This is a genomic window from Gemmobacter sp. 24YEA27 (assembly GCF_030052995.1).
Lineage (GTDB): Bacteria > Pseudomonadota > Alphaproteobacteria > Rhodobacterales > Rhodobacteraceae > Pseudogemmobacter.
The window spans coordinates 49,590-69,961 of sequence record NZ_JASJPW010000009.1 but is presented as its reverse complement, the minus strand read 5'-3'; the positions used below and the strand labels follow the sequence as shown (position 1 = coordinate 69,961).

21 protein-coding genes and 4 pseudogenes are annotated in these 20,372 nt (G+C 63.0%); 16 read left to right on the top strand and 9 right to left on the bottom strand.

Going from position 1 to position 20,372, the window contains the following annotated elements; translation table 11 throughout:
* Nucleotides 1-219: 219 nt before the first annotated feature.
* Nucleotides 220-612, bottom strand: a complete 393-nt coding sequence (locus QNO18_RS25155) for a nuclear transport factor 2 family protein (RefSeq protein ID WP_283180176.1) — start codon at nucleotides 610-612, stop codon at nucleotides 220-222.
* A gap of 242 nt (nucleotides 613-854) precedes the next feature.
* Here QNO18_RS25155 and QNO18_RS25150 point away from each other — a divergent pair, with 242 nt between their 5' ends.
* Entirely contained in the window at nucleotides 855-1,103 is a 249-nt protein-coding gene (locus QNO18_RS25150) for a helix-turn-helix domain-containing protein (RefSeq protein ID WP_283180175.1), read from the top strand.
* 7 nt (nucleotides 1,104-1,110) lie between these two features.
* Here the strand turns inward: QNO18_RS25150 and QNO18_RS25145 are convergent, their stop codons facing one another.
* Both QNO18_RS25145 and QNO18_RS25140 read right to left on the bottom strand, forming a co-directional pair.
* Entirely contained in the window at nucleotides 1,111-1,890 is a 780-nt protein-coding gene (locus QNO18_RS25145) for an SDR family oxidoreductase (RefSeq protein ID WP_283180174.1), read from the bottom strand.
* Complete coding sequence (locus QNO18_RS25140) at nucleotides 1,890-2,237, bottom strand: nuclear transport factor 2 family protein (RefSeq protein WP_283180173.1); 348 nt, start codon at nucleotides 2,235-2,237, stop codon at nucleotides 1,890-1,892. Before QNO18_RS25140 ends, QNO18_RS25145 begins: the two co-directional genes overlap by 1 nt.
* Before the next feature lie 67 nt (nucleotides 2,238-2,304).
* Here QNO18_RS25140 and QNO18_RS25135 point away from each other — a divergent pair, with 67 nt between their 5' ends.
* On the top strand, nucleotides 2,305-3,240 hold the full coding sequence (locus tag QNO18_RS25135) for a LysR substrate-binding domain-containing protein (RefSeq protein WP_283180172.1): 936 nt from the start codon (nucleotides 2,305-2,307) through the stop codon (nucleotides 3,238-3,240).
* Between the two features lie 65 nt (nucleotides 3,241-3,305).
* Here the strand turns inward: QNO18_RS25135 and QNO18_RS25130 are convergent, their stop codons facing one another.
* The 6 genes from QNO18_RS25130 to QNO18_RS25105 all read right to left on the bottom strand — a co-directional run bounded on the left by QNO18_RS25130 (nucleotide 3,306) and on the right by QNO18_RS25105 (nucleotide 9,653).
* Nucleotides 3,306-4,736, bottom strand: a complete 1,431-nt coding sequence (locus QNO18_RS25130) for an NAD-dependent succinate-semialdehyde dehydrogenase (RefSeq protein ID WP_283180171.1) — start codon at nucleotides 4,734-4,736, stop codon at nucleotides 3,306-3,308.
* Between the two features lies 1 nt (nucleotide 4,737).
* Nucleotides 4,738-5,931: an L-2-hydroxyglutarate oxidase gene (gene lhgO / locus QNO18_RS25125; RefSeq protein WP_283180170.1), complete on the bottom strand. Its 1,194-nt coding sequence runs from the start codon at nucleotides 5,929-5,931 to the stop codon at nucleotides 4,738-4,740.
* The gene (locus QNO18_RS25120; protein ID WP_283180169.1) at nucleotides 5,921-6,223 is read right to left on the bottom strand and encodes a hypothetical protein; all 303 of its coding nucleotides are present in this window, start codon (nucleotides 6,221-6,223) and stop codon (nucleotides 5,921-5,923) included. Before QNO18_RS25120 ends, lhgO begins: the two co-directional genes overlap by 11 nt.
* Nucleotides 6,220-7,437, bottom strand: a complete 1,218-nt coding sequence (locus QNO18_RS25115) for a sugar ABC transporter ATP-binding protein (protein WP_283180168.1) — start codon at nucleotides 7,435-7,437, stop codon at nucleotides 6,220-6,222. The genes QNO18_RS25120 and QNO18_RS25115 overlap by 4 nt, the downstream gene beginning before the upstream one ends.
* A gap of 16 nt (nucleotides 7,438-7,453) precedes the next feature.
* Entirely contained in the window at nucleotides 7,454-8,467 is a 1,014-nt protein-coding gene (locus QNO18_RS25110; RefSeq protein WP_283180167.1) for an ABC transporter permease, read from the bottom strand.
* A 118-nt stretch (nucleotides 8,468-8,585) separates the two neighbouring features.
* Nucleotides 8,586-9,653, bottom strand: a complete 1,068-nt coding sequence (locus QNO18_RS25105; RefSeq protein ID WP_283180166.1) for a substrate-binding domain-containing protein — start codon at nucleotides 9,651-9,653, stop codon at nucleotides 8,586-8,588.
* A 181-nt stretch (nucleotides 9,654-9,834) separates the two neighbouring features.
* On the opposite strand from QNO18_RS25105, the gene QNO18_RS25100 reads away from it, so the two are divergent.
* From QNO18_RS25100 to QNO18_RS25050, 14 genes and pseudogenes are all read left to right on the top strand, one after another.
* Nucleotides 9,835-10,527 carry a GntR family transcriptional regulator gene (locus QNO18_RS25100; protein ID WP_283180165.1) on the top strand — a complete coding sequence of 231 codons (693 nt, stop codon included), beginning with the start codon at nucleotides 9,835-9,837 and terminating at the stop codon, nucleotides 10,525-10,527.
* A 10-nt stretch (nucleotides 10,528-10,537) separates the two neighbouring features.
* A complete protein-coding gene (locus QNO18_RS25095; RefSeq protein ID WP_349293957.1) occupies nucleotides 10,538-10,789 on the top strand; it encodes a lycopene cyclase family protein in 252 nt (83 codons plus the stop codon).
* Nucleotides 10,675-11,196: an FAD-linked oxidase C-terminal domain-containing protein gene (locus QNO18_RS25090; RefSeq protein ID WP_283180164.1), complete on the top strand. Its 522-nt coding sequence runs from the start codon at nucleotides 10,675-10,677 to the stop codon at nucleotides 11,194-11,196. The genes QNO18_RS25095 and QNO18_RS25090 overlap by 115 nt, the downstream gene beginning before the upstream one ends.
* Nucleotides 11,197-11,199: 3 nt before the next feature.
* A complete protein-coding gene (locus tag QNO18_RS25085; RefSeq protein ID WP_283180163.1) occupies nucleotides 11,200-12,798 on the top strand; it encodes a GMC family oxidoreductase N-terminal domain-containing protein in 1,599 nt (532 codons plus the stop codon).
* Between the two features lie 246 nt (nucleotides 12,799-13,044).
* A pseudogene (gene cpsB / locus QNO18_RS25080) lies at nucleotides 13,045-13,284 on the top strand (mannose-1-phosphate guanylyltransferase/mannose-6-phosphate isomerase); the annotation flags it as partial.
* A gap of 253 nt (nucleotides 13,285-13,537) precedes the next feature.
* A complete protein-coding gene (gene galE, locus QNO18_RS25075) occupies nucleotides 13,538-14,524 on the top strand; it encodes a UDP-glucose 4-epimerase GalE (protein ID WP_283180178.1) in 987 nt (328 codons plus the stop codon).
* Nucleotides 14,525-14,704: 180 nt separating this feature from the next.
* Complete coding sequence (locus QNO18_RS25070; RefSeq protein WP_283180162.1) at nucleotides 14,705-15,061, top strand: hypothetical protein; 357 nt, start codon at nucleotides 14,705-14,707, stop codon at nucleotides 15,059-15,061.
* A 131-nt stretch (nucleotides 15,062-15,192) separates the two neighbouring features.
* Nucleotides 15,193-15,885: a malonyl-CoA decarboxylase N-terminal domain-containing protein gene (locus QNO18_RS25925; protein ID WP_349293956.1), complete on the top strand. Its 693-nt coding sequence runs from the start codon at nucleotides 15,193-15,195 to the stop codon at nucleotides 15,883-15,885.
* Nucleotides 15,768-16,136: pseudogene (locus tag QNO18_RS25920) on the top strand (malonyl-CoA decarboxylase family protein); the annotation flags it as partial. The gene QNO18_RS25925 and the pseudogene QNO18_RS25920, both read left to right, overlap by 118 nt.
* Nucleotides 16,097-16,393, top strand: a pseudogene (locus QNO18_RS25915) (malonyl-CoA decarboxylase family protein); the annotation flags it as partial. The pseudogenes QNO18_RS25920 and QNO18_RS25915, both read left to right, overlap by 40 nt.
* 18 nt (nucleotides 16,394-16,411) lie before the next feature.
* The gene (locus tag QNO18_RS25910; protein ID WP_349293958.1) at nucleotides 16,412-16,552 is read left to right on the top strand and encodes a hypothetical protein; all 141 of its coding nucleotides are present in this window, start codon (nucleotides 16,412-16,414) and stop codon (nucleotides 16,550-16,552) included.
* A 25-nt stretch (nucleotides 16,553-16,577) separates the two neighbouring features.
* Nucleotides 16,578-18,145 (top strand): annotated as a pseudogene (locus QNO18_RS25060) (malonyl-CoA synthase).
* Nucleotides 18,142-19,551 (top strand): M20 family metallopeptidase, encoded by a 1,410-nt coding sequence (locus tag QNO18_RS25055; protein ID WP_283180161.1) that lies wholly within the window; start codon nucleotides 18,142-18,144, stop codon nucleotides 19,549-19,551. Before QNO18_RS25060 ends, QNO18_RS25055 begins: the two are co-directional and overlap by 4 nt.
* A 43-nt stretch (nucleotides 19,552-19,594) precedes the next feature.
* Nucleotides 19,595-20,368, top strand: a complete 774-nt coding sequence (locus tag QNO18_RS25050; protein WP_283180160.1) for an ATP-binding cassette domain-containing protein — start codon at nucleotides 19,595-19,597, stop codon at nucleotides 20,366-20,368.
* The last annotated feature ends 4 nt before the right edge of the window (nucleotides 20,369-20,372 follow it).

Below are 20,372 nucleotides of genomic sequence, written 5' to 3'. Positions count from 1 at the left end.
GCTGCCTGCTTGCGGGGCGCGGATCAGCGGCGCGGATCAATGCTGAAACGCCCGTACAAAAGGTCGGGCGCGAAGACTTTGAGACGTGACCCTGGCCCATCCCTGACAGCGCGCCGCGCGTCAGGGTGCTCACCGCAGTGAGGGAACAGCCCAGGCACAACAGCTCTCGCCGGGCTCCCGTGGGATTGGCCGGGCTGCGTGTTGCCCTCAGATCAATAGTCAGCCCCAGAACCGGTCTTCGGCGGCCTGATCTTCCGAGAAAAGCCAGACTTCGCGGATCCTGCCGTCTTCGATCCGGAGGAGGTCGATGCCGTTCATCGCCATCTCGGCGCCTTCGCGGCTGGCGCGGAACTGCAAGGTGGTGGCAACCAGATCGCCATTCGCCAGCAAGGGCCCCACCTTGTCGATGACAAAGCTGCCCTGGCTGCGCTCCATGAAGGCACCGATGAGGCCAAAGACGGCATCCCGGCCGGCATAGGTGCCCGACAGGCTGCTTTGCCCCGGCTGATGCCAGACCAGATCCTCGGCCAGAAGATCAGTCAGGGCGGGGATGTCGCCTGCCGCGACGGCGGCAAAATAGCGGCGGGTGATGTCGAGGATCTCAGTGCTCATTGCAATCTCTTTCCAACGGGGTGAAGGCTTGCCCCGGGCCTAACGACCTGGGTATCTTTACGCAAGAAAGCACCTTTTTGTACCCTAGATACCCAAAGGTAACCAATGGATACGCCCACCCTCCCGGCCTGGAATGTGTTTCAGGCGACATGCCCCACAAGGACAATCCTTGACTGTATTTCCGACAAATGGGCGGTGCTGGTCGTGGGCCTGTTGATGGGGGCACCAGGCGTTTTGGCGAATTGCGCCGTGGCATCGAGGGCGTATCGCAGAAAATGCTGACCCAGACCCTGCGGGCGCTGGAGCGCGACGGCCTCGTGCAGCGCAAGGTCTTTGCCGCAGTCCCGCCGAAGGTGGAATATACACTGACCCCTCTGGGCCACTCGCTGGCGCATCTGGTGGATGCGCTGCGCATCTGGGCCGAGGCCAATGTCGATCAGGTGCTGCAAAGCCGGGACCTCTATGATCGGGAGGGGGCAGAGGCCGGCTGACGCCCGTTCACGCGGTCGGCACGGTACCGCCGTCGATCACATATTCCGCCCCGGTGATGCTGGCGGCACGGTCCGATGCGAGGAACGCGATCAGGTTCGCGATCTCGGCGGGAGAGGAAGGGCGGCCCAGCGGGATGCCGCCAAGCGCGGCCATGATCAGCCGTTTGCCGCCCTCGACATCCGTGCCCGCCTCGGCCGCCAGCCGTTCGGCCAGACGGGTCGAGGCTTCGGTCTCGATCCAGCCTGGGGCTACGCGCAGCACCCGCAGGCCTTTAGGCGACACTTCTTTCGACAGGCTCTTGCTGTAGACCGAGAGGGCGGCCTTGGCGCTTGCATAGGCGGTCGTGGCCTCGGGCAGCGGCAGCACACGCTGGATCGAGGTGACATGGATCACCACACCCGCGCCTTGTGCCACCATTCCCGGCAGCAAGGCCCGGTCGAGCCGCACGGCGGGCAGCAGGTTCAGATCGAGCGCGGCCTGCCATTCCGCCTCATCCAGCGCGGCAAAGCCGCCTGCCGGGGCGGCAGAGCCGCCGAGCATATGGATGATAATGTCGACGCCGCCCATTCGGTCCTGCACGGCCGCCGCGACCGTCTCGCAGCCTTGCAGGGTGGTCAGATCGGCGGCGACGAACATATCTTCCGGCAGATCGCCCCTGTGGCGGCGGGCAGTGGTCAGAACCGTCGCCCCAAGCTCCCGGAACAAGGTAACCGTGGCCGCCCCCGCGCCTTGCGTGCCGCCGGTGATCAGGGCGCGATTGCCCTGCAGCGTCAGAAAGCCGCCCATCAGCCGATCCTCAGATCGCTGATCAGACCGCCCGTCAGCCCGAAGGTGAAGGTCAGAACCGCCGGGCTGCCCGGAAAGTCACCTGTCACGCGCGCGCGCACCCTCGCCTTGCCATCCGCTTCGCTCAGCTCAAGCGGCGCGGCGCTGTGGCGGTATTTCGCATGGGCGGCCAGCCACCAGGCGCGGATCGCCTCGGGGCCGCGATGGATATGCCCTTCATCATGGACAATGGCATCCGGCGCGAAACTTGCCGCCAATGCATCGCCGTCCTGCGGGGCTTGCGCCGTGAAATAGGTCTGGATCGGGGGGGAAGGGTCATCGCGTGCTCCTGTCTGGTCTGACAGCAACATAACTCTCGACGGGCTTGTGGATAATCGGGATAAACTGGCATCTTATGATGACAGGATCGGGATAATGGCGGAGATCGGGCTGAACGGGCTGGAAGCGGTTCTGGCCATTGCGCGGCGCGGATCGTTTCGCGCGGCGGCACTGGATCTGGGCATGTCGACCACCGCATTGTCGCATGTGGTCGGGCGGCTGGAGGCCAGTCTCGGCGTGCGGCTTTTCAACCGGACCACCCGCAGCGTCTCGCTCAGCGATGCCGGACGGGCTTTTGTGGCGCGCGTCACACCTGCACTGGCCGAAATCCGCGCCGCTATGGACGGGGCACGGTCGCAAAGCGCGACACCTTCCGGCCTTTTGCGGATCAATGCCTCGGTGCAGGCCGGGCGGGCGGTGGCGCCGCTCGTACTGGCCTTTCTGCGCCGCTACCCTGAGATGCAGGTCGATCTGGTAACCGAGGGCCGGCTGGTCGATATCGTCGCCGAAGGCTTCGATCTGGGCCTGCGCCCCGCCGATCTGGTGCCGCGCGACATGATCGCGCTGCCGCTCGGCGCGCCGCTGCGCCATGCCGTGGTGGCCTCACCCGGCTGGCTGGCCCATCATCCCGCCCCGCAATCTCCCGCCGATCTGGCGCCACAGCACTGTATCCGCGTCCGCCTTCCCAATGGCGCGCTGCTGCGTTGGCCGTTCGTAAAGGACGGCGAGCAGGTTCTGTTCGAGGCCAGGGGCCGCCTGACGCTGGATGAGGGCGCCATCGCCCGCGCCGCTGCGCTGGAGGGCGCCGGGATCGGTTATTTCTTTGAAGAGGACGTGGCCGAAGACCTTGCCGCTGGCCGCCTGGTCCGCCTGCTGGAAGACTGGACGCCCCCGCGCCCTGGCTTCAGCCTTTATTATCCCGGCCGCCGCAACCCTTCGGCAGGGTTCACGGCATTCCTGAACATGGTGCGGGAACGGGCCGCAGGTCTTCAGGAACAATCAGTCGGGACTGCGGAAGTGCCGCAATCCTGACAACCCGTCTCTTTCGCAGGCGGTGTGAGCCGCCTGCGTCATTTCCCCGAAATGCTGAGAGCCTTTCAGTGCTTATGCGTGACCAGCATGGTGGTCATATAAGACTGGACCGCCTCGGTCCCGCCCTCGGAGCCAAAGCCGCTGTCCAGCACACCGCCAAAAGGCGTTTCCGGCAGGGCAAGGGCGAAGTGATTCAGCCCGAGCATACCCGTATGCAGCGAGGCTGCGATCCGTGCGGCCACCGCATCGGAGCGGGTAAAGGCATAAGAGCCCAGCCCGACCGCCAGGCGGTTGGCCTCGGCCAGGGCATCCTCAAGCGAGCCGGTCCGCATGACCAGCGCAAGAGGGCCGAAGGGTTCGTCATTCATCGCGCGCATGTCAGCAGTCATGCCCGACAGGATGGTCGGCGTGTAGAAATTGCCGGTATTGCCGATCCGCGCGCCGCCGGTTTCAAGTCTGGCCCCGTCCGCCACCGCGTCCTGAACCAGTTTATCCACCGATTGCAGCTGGCCCAGCGTCGTCAGCGGCCCCATCTGGGTTGCCGCCTCTGCCCCATTGCCGATGACCAGCTTTTTCGTCTCGGCGGTGAAGCGCGTGACGAATTCGTCATGCACTGCATCATCCACCAGAAAACGGGTGGGCGAGACACAGACCTGTCCGGCATTACGGAACTTCCAGGTCACGGCCTGCGGCACCAGCGCATCGAGATCCGCATCTGCCGCCACGATGACCGGCGCATGTCCGCCAAGCTCCATCGTGACTTTTTTCAGCTCGGCCCCGGCGGCCGCGGCGACGATGCGGCCAACCCGGGTCGAACCTGTAAGCGAGATCTTGCGGATTTCCGGCGCCCTGATCAATGTGTCGGAAATCTCAGAGGCGCGGCCCCAGATCACGCTGACAGCCTTTGCCGGAACACCGGCATCCAGCAGGCAGCGCCCGATGGCCCAGGCGGTGACCGGCGTATCTTCCGAAGGTTTCACCACGATGGAACATCCGGCTGCCAGGGCCGGCGCGATCTTCTGCATCGGGCCCCAGGCAGGGAAATTCCACGGCGCCATGACCGCAACCGGCCCGACAGGCCTGTGCAGCACCGACAGTGAGATATCCGCCGCCCGGCCCGGCACGATACGGCCATAGGTGCGCCGTCCCTCTTCGGCGGACCAGTCCAGCAGATCGGCGGAGCCGTTCCACTCTGCCAGCGCCTGGGCAAGGGGCTTGCCCTGTTCGCGCGTCATGACTGCGGCGGCCCCGGCCGCGCGTTCCCGCATCAGCTGCGCGGCGCGGCGCAGGATCTGATAGCGCTCAAATGCGGATTTCGCAGACCATTCGGTGAAACCTTCCAGCGCCAGGCGCGCCGCTTCGGCCGCTTCAGCGGCCCCGGCACGGGGCAGCCCGACAATCAGCTCATCGGTCGCGGGATTGATGACTTCCAGCAGACCAGCGCTGCCGCTGCGGCGGTTCTCGCCGCCAATAATAAGTGCTGCCTGATCAAACATGTCAGCGCTCCTTCACATATGTGTCGAGGATGTATTCAGCGATCGCCAGCGACGAGGTTGCAGCGGGCGAGGGTGCATTGCAGATATGAACCATGCGGGGCGTCTCAAGCACGAGGAAGTCATGCATGATGGTTCCGTCATTCATGATGACCTGGGCGCGCACACCGGCCTTGCGCGACTTCAGATCACTGCGTTTCAGACCGGGCATATATTTGCGGCAGGCCTCCAGATAGCTGGAGGTGAAAAGCGAGTTGCGCAATTCGGCCAGCCCTGAGCGCAGATTGCCCTTCAGAAACCGCCAGAAGCCGGAATGGCTGAGGATGGCAAAGAGATCGCGCAAATTGACCGAAAACCGCGGCAGACCCTCGCGTGAAAGGCCAAGCACCGCATTCGGCCCGACGCTGAGGCGATTGTTCACCTCATGTGTCAGATGGATGCCAAGGAATGGCAGATCGGGGTCGGGTACCGGGTAGATCAGATGCTTTATCTGCGACCGCAGCCGGGGATCGACCTGATAATATTCCCCCCGGAACGGAATGATCCGGAAATCCGTTTTAAGCCCCGCCAGCCGGGCCAGCCGGTCCGCCTGTGCCCCGCCACAAACCACCAGACGGCGGGTCTCGATCTTCTCGCCACCGGCAATCAGGCTGACGCCGTCAAGGCTCTCGCGGATTGCGGTAACTCTGGCATTCAGCCGGATCGCACCACCGCGTTCGGTTATGCGCTCGGCCATGCGGCGGGTGACGAGACCGAAATCGACAATCGCGCTTTCGGGAAAGAACAGCGCCTCAAGCCCGTTAATCAGCGGTTCCCGGTCACGCAGTTCTGGGCCGCTCACTTCGGAGAAAGGAATGCCATTGGCCGCCGCGCGTTCGCGCAGCCCCTGAAGGCGCGCAACCTCCAGCGGATCGGTCGCCACGATGAGCTTGCCGCATTCCTCAAACGGGATATCCGCCTGACGGCAAAAGGCCTTCACCATCACCGCACCCTTGCGGCACAGCTTTGCCTTAAGCGAGCCCGGAGCATAATAGACCCCGGCATGGATGACGCCCGAATTGTTACCGGTCTGATGGCGGGCGAGCCCGGCTTCTTTCTCAAGGATCAGGATTTTAGCGTCGGGATAGCGGTCCTGATAGGAAAGGGCTGTCGCAATACCGACAATCCCTCCCCCGACCACTACGAGATCAAGTTTCATTCATCACCTTGTCAGGAAGTCCGGCGCCAAGAGTTGCCGCCAGAAGGGAATCCCGGTCGAACGCCGCGCGCGGTGCCGCAACCGCGACCCTGCCCGAATGCACGACAAGAATGCGCTCGCTGAGGGCCAGCAGCTCGGCGAAAGACGTGGAAAGCAGGATGATCGCCGCGCCGCTCGCAGCCATTTCCAGCATGATTTCGTAAATCTGTCGGATCGCGCCCACGTCAACGCCCGAGGTGGGTTCGGAAAAGATATAAATCTTCTGCTCCCGCTTCAGCCATTTACCAATCACTGCCTTTTGCTGGTTACCCCCGAGAAGTAACGCATTTTCGTCGCAGGCGCAGCCGGGTGAATGGCAAGCTGCCCGACAACCGCGCGACCATGGCGGAGGACCGCCGAATGGCCGACCACGCCAAGGCGCGAAAGGCGGTCCAGCACCGGCAGCGAGACATTCTCTGCCAGCGAGAGATTGGGGAACAAAGCCTGCTTGCGACGGTCTTCGGGGATCAGCGCGATCCCTGCCGCCAGCGCGTCCTGCGGCGCCCGCAACCGCACTGCCTGCCCGTCGACCCGGATCTCTCCCTGATAGTCGACCAGCCCGGAGAGGGCCTTTTCGATCTGTTCCATACCACCGCCAATCGGCCCGGTAATGCCGAGGATCTCGCCTTTGTGCAGGGTGAAATCCACTGGCTCCAGCCGGGCGGTGCTCAGGCCACGGACCTCAAGCGCAATCCCGGGGCGGGCATGACCGGGATTTGTGACGGCCAGTTCTCCGGCGGAACGGTTGACCATCAGCCGGGTGACCAGTGCCTCGTCAATCTCGTCGCGTTCCAGGGTCCGCACCACTTTGCCATCGCGCAGGATGGTGGCCCGGTCGCAAAGCAGCTTCACCTCGTTCAGCCGGTGCGAGATATAGACGATGGTCAGCCCTTCGTCCCTGAACCGGCGGATCAGGTCGAAAAGCAGCTCGCTTTCGCGCCCCGAAAGCCGGGCGGTCGGCTCATCAAGGATGATCAGACGGAATTTGCGGTGGAACAGGGTTGCCAGCGTCAGCATCTGCATCTGGGCCGCCGTCAGTGACCCGGCCCGCGCTGCCGGATCGATATCGAGCCCGATCCGGTTCAGGATGTCTTTCGCCCGCCGTTCCAGCGCCCGGCGGTTTACCCAGCCGCCTTCCTCTCCCAGCAGCAGGTTTTCCGCGACGCTCATCTGCCAGGCCAGTTCTGCATCCTGGTAGACAGCGCCGAGGCCCGCCGCATTGGCGGCTTTGGGCGAGGCACCGTGAAAGGCCTGGCCATCGACCAGGATCTCGCCCGAAGAGGCGGTATAGACCCCGGTCATGATCTTGATCAGCGTGGACTTACCAGCGCCATTCTCGCCCAGAAGGGCATGGATTTCCCCCTTGCCAAAGGCGAGATCGATGCCCCTGAGCACCTGCACCCCTGAGAAATCCTTGTGCAGAGCGCGGATCTCAACCAGCGGGGTCTGATCATCTGAATTTGCCATTGTACTGCACCCCGCCTCAGATGAACTTCAGATGCAGCTCTTCACGGTTCAGGAAGGCATTCGCCCCGACCGCGATCAGCAGAACAAAGCCGTTGAAAAGCTTGCGCGCCGAGCTGTCGATGCCGAACTGGGTCATGCCATTCGAGACCATGTAGAGGAAAAAGACGCCGAGCAGGGTTCCCAGAACATGGGGCTTGCCCTTGCCAAGGATGGTCGCCCCCAGGAAGACGGCGGCAAAGGCCTCAAGCAGGTAACCCGCACCGCCAACCGGCTGCGCCGAGGACGAGGTGGCGGCAAGGAAGACACCGGCCACACCACAGAAAAAGGCGCAAAGCACAAAGCTGACCGTGACCCAGCGATAGACCGGAATGCCGGAATAGAAGGCAGCCAGCGGATTGTCTCCGACCGCGCTGATATAATGGCCGGTGCGCAGCTTGTTCGCGATGATGAAGGCGATGGCGAAGAAGAAGAACAGGAAGACCGATTTCACCGCGATCATGCCGTAGCGACCCTGTCCCAGCCAGCGGAAAAAGGTTTCCTCATAACCGACAGCAATCTGATAGCCGCCGGTCAGATACTGGTTCAGGCCTTCAAGCAGAAACATCACCCCGATGGTTCCGACGATCCCCGAGATACGAAACCACGTGACCAGCAGCCCGTTGACGAGACCAATCGCCATCGAGGCAAGCAAGGCCAGCACAATGGCCATGGGTGCTCCGGTCACCGGGATCAGCATGGCGCAGACGATGGATGCCGTGGTCACGGTGGTGCCGATCGCCAGATCAAAGCTGCCGGCGGCGACCACATAGGTCAGCCCGATCGACAACAGGGCGCAGGTGAACATCGAGAACACGATATTGTTCATGTTCGAGACGGTCAGGAAATAGGGTGACGCAATCGAAAAGCCGATTGCGACGGCAAGGATTACAAGGATCGTGCCCCAGACCCGCAGGAACCTGACGAATGGGTGGGTTTTGTCCTGACCCGCGGCCTCGGACCGTCCGGCTGCGGCTTGCGTTGCGGTTGTCATCTTAATGTCCCGTGGGCTTCAGGCGGCACGGCCCTGACCGCATTGCGGTCGGACCGGCGCGCGAGGTTGGAGCGGAGGTTGGGTGCCCCGGTCAGGGCACCCGAAGCAAAACGGCGGATCAGCCGCCGAAAGGCTTCAGAAAGGCGATCGCCGCGTCATCCATGGCGCGGATTTCATCATGCACTTTCGCGGCTTCTTCCGGCAAAATCGTCTGCACCGGCGCGCGATGGCTGATATTCGGCACCTGTTCACCACGGCCAAGCGCGAGGGCAATCCTGCCGACCTCTTCGCCGATGATGTGATAGGGGACGTCGGTCGAGAATTCGATCTGCGAATTGCCCGTGGCCATCTCGCCCAGCAGCTGATCCGAGGTGAAGTTGTTGAACAGCTTCACTTCACTGCGGCCCATCTGCTGCACGGCCTGCATGGCACCGATGGTCAGCGGCCACCACCAGGACATGAAGGCGGCAATCGAGCCCGGCTCGGGATTGGCCTGGAGAAGCGCGAGCATATTCTCGCGGCCTTTCGAGATCTGGTCCTCGCTTGAGACGGAACCCGAAATGAAGGGCAGCATTTCCATGCGCGGCTCGAAGGTGGTCATCAGCGAAAGCATGTCCGACTGCATGTCGAACGGCGTGTAGAAGCCACGCGATTCGGCGGTCTGGGCGATCCGGCCCTGGCGGCCAAGCGCGTTCTGGATGAAATGCCCCATGGTGATCGCGGCGCCCCAGGTATCTTCCAGAACCGCAGGCGAATCCTTGACGTTCACACAGAAGCCGACGGTCTTGATGCCGCGCTTATGCGCCTCGTCAACGATGAAAGCCGTCTCGGACTCCAGCGAATAGATCCCCAGAACAAGCACATTGATGTCACGGTCAAGCAGGGCAAGCGCTGCGTCCTGTTCGGATTGCTTGGAAGGCTCGCCGCGCACCGCAACCACCTCACCGCCCCCTTCGGTCACGGTCTGCGCGATCTTCCAGCAGCCACGCCGCCAGGGCTGGTTGAACGGGCCATAATTGAGACCGATCCCGACCCGCACCGGCGCGCCCTGGGCGCGAATGACGGAAGGCGCAAAGAGCGTCGTTGCCGCAAGGGCTGCCGCAGTCCCGCCCAGCATCTGCCTGCGCGAGAGATTCGCGGCGGACAGCGCGGCCTCAGCAAGCTTCTTTCGTGCAATGAAATCCATTGGTTCCTCCCTGAAGATGAAATCGCCAGCCGGACTCTTCTCTGGCTGGTGCCGGTGTCGAACTACAGATTATCGACAATCTAGTCCATAATAATTTCGATGATTATGATGATTGTTTGGTCGAGTGAATTGACAGCCCGCACGGGGGCCGCTATCGCTCTGGCTCGGAAGGAGGGGGTCAATGCCACGCAATCAAAGGGTGCTCAGCGCATCCGCGACAGCACCGGAAGCCGGCAAGGTCCGCATGGCCGAAGTCATCTACCAGGCTCTGCGCCACGACATTGCCTTTGGCAGGCTGATGCCGCGGCAGAGGCTGGTCGAAAGCGATCTTTGTGAACGTTTCGGGACCACAAACCACAATGTCCGCCAGGCCTTCGAGCTGCTGGACCGCGTGGGCCTGATCGAGCGCAAGGCCAATCGGGGTGTCGAGGTCAAGGCGATGACTGCGCAGGAGCTGACCGACCTTTATGAGGTGCGTGTCATGCTGCAACGTGAGGGCGCGCGCTTTCTTGACCTTGATCGTCGGGAGGAGCTGGTGACCAGGCTTACAGCGGTCAATGCCGATTACGAAAAGGCCCTGGAAGAAGACCGGCTGGAGGCTGCCGCCGAGGCAAATGACGCTTTCCATACAATGCTGTTCGATTACTGCCGCAATGCCGAGCTGGCAAAGCTGCAGCACAGTTACTGGCTGAATGCTTCGGCGATCATCTCGCGGGCTTTGACGGATAAAAGCCTCTCGCAGAAGTCGCGCGAAGACCATCGCGCCATCATCAGCGCCATCGCAGATGGCGATGTCGCGCGCCTGATCGAAGTGACGGTGGGCCATATCAGCCCGGCCGTTGATGTTTACAGACGGCTCTACGGGCTGTTCTGAGGAGGACACTATGTCTCTGGGAGGAGAAATCCCCGACTACATCGTAGTCGGGGCAGGGTCTGCTGGTGCCGTCGTTGCCGCCCGGCTGACCGAGGATCCCTCGATCCGGGTTGCCCTGGTCGAGGCCGGAGGAGAAGACCGCAATCCATGGATCCATATCCCCCTGGGCTATGGCAAGCTGTTTCGGGCCCCGGGCGTCAACTGGATGTATACGGGTGTGCCGGAACCCGGCCTGAACAATCGCGTCTGCGCGAAAGCCTGACCGAGGCCGAAGCCGCCAGCGGGACCTCGGTAAAGCACGATGTTTCAGTGCCTGTCGCCAGGATCCCCGATTTCCTGCTGAAAAGCCGGGACGTGCTGGCGGATGTCGCCGCGCAGACCGGCGCCCGGCTGCAACCGCATGTCTTCGGCCATATCGGAGATGGCAATCTGCATTTCAACATTCTCACCGACCGGCCTCGGGCCGCAGGCACCCTGAACCGCGCTGTGCATGATCTGGTGATTGCCTGCGGTGGTTCGGTGACGGCCGAACACGGTGTTGGCAGCTACCGCCTTACCGAGGTCGGGCGCCTGCTGCCGGCCGCGCAGCTGGCGCTTCAGCGCCGGATCAAAGCGGCGCTCGATCCGCTGAACCTCCTCAATCCCGGCAAACTCATTCCCGGAGCCTGATCCATGACAGAGCAATTCGACTATATCATTCTGGGTGGCGGCACGGCGGGCTGCGTGCTGGCGAACCGGCTGTCAGAGAATGGCCGCCACCGGGTGCTGCTGGTCGAAGGTGGCGGCGAGCCAAAAAGCATGTGGATCGATATCCCGGCGGGCTTTTCCAAATTGCTTGTCGATCCGGTTTACAACTGGCGTTTCACCTCGGAGCCAGAGCCGGCGACCTATGACCGCCAGATATCGATTCCGCGCGGCAAGGGCCTTGGTGGGTCGACCCTGATCAACGGGATGATCTGGGTCAGGGGCCAGGCGCGTGACTTCGACCAATGGGCGCAGAAGGGGGCAACGGGCTGGAGTTTCGCCGATGTGCTGCCCTGGTTTCGCAAGATCGAGGATTTCGCCGGAGAGGAGGGCGAAACGCGTCACAAGGGCGGTCCAGTTCCGGTGACAGAGGTCGGATTGCGACCGGAACTAGCCGAGGCCTTCATCCACGCGGCCCAGGAGGCCGGTTATCCGCGCAACCCGGATTACAATGACGGCAGCCAGGAAGGCTTCGGCTATTATCAGGTAAACCAGAAGAAGGGCCGCCGGATCTCTGCCGAAAAGGCCTATCTGGCCCCGGCCCGCAAGCGGCCCAATCTGCGGGTTGAAACCAATGCCCATATCCTGCGGCTGGAAATCGAGGGCCGCAGGGTTACCGGCGCGACCTGGCGCAAGAACGGTCGTGACATCACCATGTCCGCAGGTCGCGAGGTTGTTCTCTGCGCCGGCGCTGTGCAGACCCCACAGATCCTGGAACTCTCGGGCATCGGCAATCCGGATCTGCTGGCGCGATGCGGGATCGAAACGCGCCATGCGCTGCGCGGCGTTGGCGAGAATTATCAGGACCATTACTGCACCCGGATGAACTGGCGCGTGACAAAGCCGGTCACGCTGAACGAACAGACCCGTGGCCTGTCTCTGCCGCGTGCTGTGCTGCAATATTTCAGCACCCGCAAAGGGATCCTCACACTGGGCACCGGGATGGCGGCGGGCTTCGTCAAAACCCGCCCCGATCTGGAAGATGCCGACATTCAGTACTTCTTCATGCATGCAAGCTACGCCGATGCGGCAAAGCGGATCCTGGATCATCAGCCCGGTATGACGATCGGCGTCACCCAGCTGCGCCCGGAAAGCGTTGGTTCCATTCATATCCGTACCGCCGATCCATATGCGCAGCCGGCAATCGCTCCGAACTTCCTCTCGTCACCAGCGGATCTGATCGTCATGCGCCGCGGGATGCAGATCGCGCGTGACATTGTGGGGCAAAAGGCGCTTGCGCCCTATGTCGCGCATGAAATGAGCCCTGGCCCGGATTGCGCAAGCGAGGCCGATTGGGACGAGTTCACCCGCCGCAATGGCCAGACCATCTATCACAATGCCGGAACGGCAAAGATGGGCACCGACCCGATGGCTGTTGTTGACCCGTCCCTGAAGCTGCACGGGTTGGCAGGGTTGCGCATTACCGACGCATCCGTGATGCCGACAGTGGTTGCCGGAAACACCCAGGCGGCCGTTTTCATGATCGCGGAAAAAGCCGCCGATCTGATCCTTGGATCTGCTGGCTGACTTAGACCCGGACATCTGTGCTTACGGCGCACAGGGCGCACGCTTTTATAGTGTGGCTGAACAGAGTTCCTCAGGTGTCTGAACTCAAGGCTCGATGGGGGGCGCTCCCTGGAGAGGAAGGCTGAACAGCTGGCCGGGATCGAGATCGCGCCCCAACAGGGTCTGACAGAGCTGGAACGTTGAAATACGGCGCTGCCGAACTGGCGGCGGCCCCTCCTGCTCTCGAAATCCGACCAGGGGACCGGGCACCGCCCCCGGGGCATGTTGCAAAGCCTGGTCATCGGCGAGTGTCTTCAGGTCAGGCGCATCGTCGTGAGATCGGGCGCTGTCCTGTCACATCAATCGCCTGAACATCGCGCCGTGCATTGCGTCGTGGTCGAGGGAACGGCAAATGTGACCACTGATGATCAGGTGAAACTGATCCGCGAGAACCAGCCGGCCTATATCCCCCTGGGCGCCGCCCACAGGATCGAGAACCCCGGCAAGGGGGCGAGGATGACCTCATCCGCTACGGAGAAGTCTATGATGTCGGCCAGGGCGCGAAGGGCTGATATCGGTCTGATTTCGCCCGAAGCGCTGGCCCGGCAATACCGGGCCGCCCCTTGCCGCGTACACGCTACAGGCAGTCTGGATCTGAATTGACCAGCCTCGCATATCTGCTCCGCTTCCGGTCCGGACTTTCTGGCTTTTGCGTTCTCTGCGCGCTAGGCATCGGGCGGATGAGATTCGCAAAGGACATCTGATGGACCGCGTTCTTGTGACGGGTGGTGCCGGGTATATCGGGTCGCATGCCTGTAAGGCGCTGGCACGGGCCGGGTTTTTGCCGGTGGCTTTCGACAATCTCTCGACCGGCTGGGCCGAGGCGGTAAAATACGGGCCGCTGGCCAGGGGAGATCTCCTGGACCGCGCCTCGATCGATGCAGCGCTGGCCGAACACCGGCCCATTGCGGTGATGCATTTCGCGGCGCTGTCACTGGTGGGCGAGTCGATGAAGGATCCCGGCAAATACTGGCGGGTGAATGTTGAGGGCGCGCTGAACCTGATCGAGGCAACGGTGGCGGCCGGGATCGGTAATTTCGTCTTCTCCTCGACCTGCGCCACTTATGGCGATCAGGATGGGGTGGTGTTGACCGAGACCACGCCGCAATACCCGATCAATGCCTATGGCGGCTCGAAAAAGGCCATCGAGAATATCCTTGGTGATTTCGCGGCGGCCTATCCACTGAACCATGTGATCTTCCGCTATTTCAACGTAGCGGGCGCCGATCCCGAGGGGCAGCTGGGTGAACAGCACCAGCCCGAGACACATCTGATCCCGCTCATGCTGGAGGCGGTGGCGGGTAAGCGCCCTGCGCTGACCGTCTTCGGCTCCGATTACGCCACCCGCGACGGCACCTGCGTGCGCGACTATGTCCATGTATCGGATCTGGTCGATGCTCATGTGCTGGGGCTGAAATGGCTGCTGGACGGCAAGGGCACCCGGGCCTTCAACCTCGGCACCGGAAGAGGCTTTTCCGTGCGCGAGGTGATCGATGCCGCCCGCACCGTTACCAACAGGGAGGTGCCGATCATCCAGGGTGAGCGCCGCCCAGGCGATGCGGTGGCGCTGGTCTCGGGCTCGGCCCGGGCAGTTGAGGAACTGGGCTGGGAGCCGAAACGCTCGACCCTGCGGCAGATGATCGGTGATGCCTGGACATGGGCGCAGCAGCCGGAATACCGGGAATAGGAGGGGCGCTGCCCCGTCCCTGTCCCGGGCTATCCGGGCCGGGAACAAAGCCCCGTCTTTTCGGATCAAGATATCCCCGCCGGAGGCGCCGGCCATCTGCCAGATGTGATGTGACGCGGCTGCGGCAGAAGCCACAGGACCCATGGTCCGAGATTCAGACCCGGCGGCCTGCGCGGCCTTGTGGTCGCGCCGACCATCGCCCGGACGGTGCAGGATCCGCAAAAGGCCGTGGTCGATTGCGGCGCGGTGATGGTGGCCGGCAGCCATATCCAGGCTGACGGGAACGAGCTGAAATTCTACAACACCACTTGCAAGGTCGCCAGGGCGAATGAGACCGCGATCCGGGCAACGCCTGGTGCCGCGCGGATGCGCCCGTGTGCGATGAGTCTGACACGCTGCCGGGCCGACAGTTACGTGACTTTCGATACCTGGGCGGTCGACGGCCATTCCGCAAAAAAAGCACAGGGACAGGGGACAGTGGGAACCCCTGGTGCCATCGTCTCAACCGATGGCGATGCCAATTTTCTCTTCTTTTAGCCGTCGTTAATCCATCTGAAAGATTGTTATATACAACGTGTGTTGCAATGCATATATCATGAAGGTGATCGCGGGCCTTTGCCGGCCTTGGGGTCAGCACTCTACCGGCGCATCAAACCGGAAACCATGTCATGTCCAGAACCGGATCTGCTTCATCCCGCCCTTCGCTGCTGGGCGATCTGTTTGAGAGCCTGAGCGAACGTGGCCGGCGCTTTATGGGCTGGCGCGCAGGGGTCCGGCGCGACAGGCTCCCGCCCCCTGATCTGACGGAGCTGGGCGCGCGCCTCCTGTCGCGGCGCGGAGAGGCCTCGGGCGTGGTGATTGCGCGTGCCCTGCTGGCGGCTTTTGAGGATGCGGGGCCTGAGGGGCGGCTGGCCTTCCTTCGGGCACTGGCCGATGATTTCGGCCCCGACCCGAAGGCGGTGCAGGCCGCTCTGGCCGCCCTGCAACAGGCTCCCGACGCGGCCGGGCCGATGGAGGCACTGCACAGCGCCTCCGAGCCGCGCCGCCAGGAATTGCTGCGGCGCCTGAACCTTGCACCGGGCGGCACTGCGGCGCTGGTCAGGATGCGCGAGGAGCTCATCGGCCATCTGCGCGACCAGCCGGAGCTGCGGCGGGTCGACCAGGATTTCGCGCATCTCTTCGGGTCCTGGTTCAACCGGGCTTCCTTGGCCTGCGCCGTATCGACTGGAACACCCCGGCCAGTATTCTTGAAAAGATCATCCGCTACGAGGCCGTGCATGCGATCCGCAACTGGGACGATCTGCGCAACCGCCTGCAGCCCGGCGACCGGCGCTGCTATGGGTTTTTTCACCCGCAGCTGACCGATGAGCCGCTGATTTTCGTCGAGGTCGCGCTGACCCGCGCCAGTCCCGACAATGTGGCAGAGCTTCTGGACCTCACACGCCGGCCGATCCGCGCGGAAGAGGCCGATACCGCGGTCTTCTATTCCATTTCCAACACCCAGAAAGGGCTGGCGGGGGTTTCCTTCGGCAATTTCCTGATCAAACAGGTGGTCGAGGAACTGAAGGCCGAATGCCCGAATATCAGGACCTTCGTCACCCTGTCGCCGGTGCCGGGCTTTGCCGCCTGGCTTTACGCGCAGCGCAAGGACGAGACCTCCGACCTGATCACCCGGAGCAACGTCTTGTTTTCACCGCTCTCGACCAGCCGGACTGGCATGAGGATGGCGCCGAGATCCGCGCGCCGCTTCTGGCCGCCGCTGCCAGCTATTTCCTCAGCGCCCGCGACAAGGTGGGGCGTGTTATCGATCCGGTGGCGCGCTTCCATCTGGGCAACGGCGCCCGGCTGGAACTGCTGAATTTTCTGGGAGACGTCTCGGAGAATGGGTTGAAACAGTCGCATGGGCTGATGGTCAATTACCTCTACGACCTCAGCCAGATCGAAGTGAACCATGAGGGCTTTGCCGAGCGTGGTGACATCGTCGCCTCAGACGCGGTGAAGGCCGCGAAGCCCGTCCCCCGCCTCTGACAGCCCGCCTTTGCAGGAATATGCCATGTCCGCCAATCTTTTCGACATTCTGACCCGCTCCATCACAGATCCCGGGGCGACCGCCATCGAAACCCCGGGCGGCGAGCGGATCAGCTATACCGAACTGACCCGGCGCAGCGGGAAAATGGCGCATGCGCTGAGCGGGCTTGGCGTGGTCCCCGGCGACCGGGTGGCGGTGCAGGTGGAAAAATCGGTTGAGGCGATCATCCTCTACCTCGCCACGCTGCGGGCGGGCGCGGTCTTCCTGCCGCTGAACACCGGCTATACCCCGGCCGAGATCGCCTATTTTATCGGCGATGCAGAGCCCGCTCTCTTTGTCTGCGATCCGGCCCGCGCCGGCGATCTGGCGGCGACCGCCGAAAAGGCCGGGGCGCGGGTGGTGACGCTGGATGCAGAAGGCCAGGGCAGCCTGACCGAAGCGGCAAAGGCCGCGCCCGGTGATTTCGCCACCCTGCCGCGTGAGGCGGATGATCTGGCGGCGCTCCTTTACACCTCGGGGACGACGGGGCGGTCAAAGGGGCGATGCTGACCCATGGCAACCTGGTCTCGAACGCGCTGAGCCTGCGCGAGGCATGGCACTTTACGGCAAGCGACCTGCTGATCCATGCGCTGCCGATCTTTCATACCCATGGCTTGTTCGTCGCGACCAATGTGACGCTCTTCTCGGGCGCATCGATGATCCTGCTGCCGAAATTTGACCCTGACCGCATCCTCGGTCTGATGGACCGCGCCACGGTGCTGATGGGGGTGCCAACCTTCTATACAAGGCTGCTGGCCGAGGCGCGGCTGAACACGGCAACCACCGCGCATATGCGCCTCTTCATCTCCGGCTCTGCGCCGCTGCTGGCGGAAACCCACCGCGAATGGCGCGCACGCACCGGCCACGCCATTCTGGAACGCTATGGCATGACCGAAACGAATATGAACACCTCGAACCCCTATACCGGAGACAGGGTGGCAGGCACAGTCGGATTGCCGCTGCCGGGGACCGAGGTGATCGTAACCGATCCGGAGACCGGCGCGGAGCTGCCGCAGGGCGAGATCGGCATGATCGAGGTGCGCGGCGCCAATGTCTTCAGGGGCTATTGGCGGATGCCGGAGAAGACGGCGGCAGAGCTGCGCGCCAATGGCTTCTTCATCACCGGCGACCTCGGTCGCATTGATGACCGGGGCTATGTCCATATCGTCGGACGCGGCAAAGACCTGATCATCACCGGCGGCTACAACGTCTACCCCAAAGAAGTGGAAGCCGCGATCGACGAGATCCCCGGCGTCCTGGAATCCGCCGTGATCGGCGTGCCGCACCCGGATTTTGGCGAGGCGGTGACGGCAATCGTGGTGCCCACCGGCACTTCGGCCCTGACCGGAGACGCGATCATCGCCGCGCTGGCAACGCAGCTCGCACGTTTCAAACAGCCAAAACGGGTGATCTTCATCGCAGAGCTTCCGCGCAACACGATGGGAAAGGTGCAAAAAAACCTGCTGCGAGAGCAATATTCCGCGGTCGCACCCGATCCGGACGGATCCAACGCCTCCGGGCAAACCCAGAGCCAACTCCATGAGGCACCATGACATTGCCCACCCGTAACGCCGCGCTGCGCAATGCCGTCGCATATTTCGACAACGGGGCTTTTCTCGCGGACCTTGCCGCCCTTTTGTCCCGCCCCAGTGAAAGCCAGAACCCCGCAGCCGCGCCCGAGCTGCTGGCCTATCTGACCCTGGATCTGCAGCCAAGGCTGCAGGCGCTTGGCTTCGGATCCGTCCTTCATGACAACCCCGAACAGGGCGGGCCGCCTTTTCTGCTGGCGAGTCGCATCGAAGATCCGGGCCTGCCGACAGTGCTGATCTATGGCCATGGGGATGTCGTTCATGGCCAGGCCGAAGACTGGCGTGAAGGGCTCTCTCCCTTCCGGTTGCAGCAGGAAGATGACCGGGTCTATGGCCGGGGAACGGCAGATAACAAGGGCCAGCATCTGGTCAACCTGACCGCGCTTCAGCAGGTGATCGCATCGCGCGGCCGGCTGGGCTTCAACGCGAAACTCCTGATAGAGATGGGGGAAGAGGCGGGCTCCCCCGGGTTGCAGGAGTTTTGCCGCAGCGAGGCCGCGCTTCTGGAGGCCGATGTGCTGATCGCCTCGGACGGACCACGCATTGACCCCGCCAGGCCGATGATTTTCACCGGATCGCGCAGTTCACTGACCTTCCGGCTGAGCGTTGATTTGCGCCAGGGCGCGCATCATTCGGGTAATTTTGGCGGGTTGATCGCAGATCCCGCGATCATTCTGGCCCATGCTCTGGCGGTGATTACCGACCAGCGGGGCCAGATCCAGGTGCCGGAATGGCGTCCCGACACGCTGACCCCGCGCATTCGCGAGGTGCTGGCGGTTCTGCCCGTACCGGAGGCCGGCTTTGCCCTCGACCCCGACTGGGGAGAGGAAAGCCTGAGCCAGACGGAGCGGGTCTTTGGCTGGAACAGTTTTGCAGTGCTGGCGATGAAATCGGGGCGGCCCGAAGCGCCGGTGAATGCCATCGCAGGTGAAGCCCATGCCACCTGTCAGCTGCGCTATGTGGTCGGGACCGATCCGGAGGAAATCCTTCCGGCCCTGCGACGCCACCTGGATCAGGCGGGCTTCGGAATGGTGCAGATCACCATGACAGACACCGGCTATTTCCCCGCGACGCGGCTGGATCCCGATCACCCCTGGGTGCAGTTTACGGCGGGTTCGCTGGAGGAAAGCACCGGCCTTGCGCCGCATCTCTTGCCCAATCTGGGCGGCTCGCTGCCCAATGATTGCTTTGCCGATATTCTGGGTCTGCCAACAATCTGGATCCCGCACAGCTATGCGGGCTGCAACCAGCACGCGCCGGATGAACATGCTCTGATGCCGGTACTGCGTCAGGGGCTGATCGGGATGACGGGTCTTTTCTGGGATATCGGAACGCCCGGGCTGTCCCCGCAGCCGAAAAACAGCGCGTGAAGGCTATGAGACAACCGACGACCACCACAGGAGAGGCGAGTTGATGGCGGAAAGAAAGGTGGCGGTTCAGCTGACCGGGCTGCGCAAGCGTTTTGGCGACCTGGAGGTGCTGAAAGGGGTTTCTCTGACGGCCCATTCCGGTGACGTGATTGCGATCATCGGCGGCTCGGGTTCGGGCAAGTCGACCATGTTGCGCTGCATTAACTTTCTTGAAACCCCGACAGCGGGCGAGGTGCGGCTGCATGGTGAGCTGGTTGAAACCAGGTCTGACGGAAAGGGGGGCCTGCGCGCAGCTAACGCGGCGCAGCTTAACCGCCTGCGGGCGCGGCTCGGGATGGTGTTCCAGGCCTTCAACCTCTGGCCGCATCGCACCGTGCTGGAAAATGTGATCGAGGCGCCGGTCCAGGTGCTGGGCCAGAACCGTGATGCGGCGATTGCCAATGCCGAACGGCTGCTCGACCGCGTCGGATTGCTGGCCAAGCGTGACACCTTTCCCGAGATGCTCTCGGGCGGGCAAAAGCAACGCGCCGCGATTGCACGCGCCCTGGCGGTTGACCCGCATGCCATGTTGTTTGACGAGCCGACCTCTGCCCTGGATCCGGAACTGGTGGGCGAGGTGCTTTCGGTCATTGCTGATCTCGCCCGCGAAGGCCGGACCATGATCCTTGTGACGCATGAGATGCAGTTTGCCCGCAATGTTGCCAGCGAAATCATCTTCCTGCGCAATGGAGTGATCGAAGAGCAGGGCCATCCGGCGGAAGTTTTCGACGCGCCGAAATCCGAGGCACTGCGCGCCTTCCTCGCACCGAAATACTGAGGCG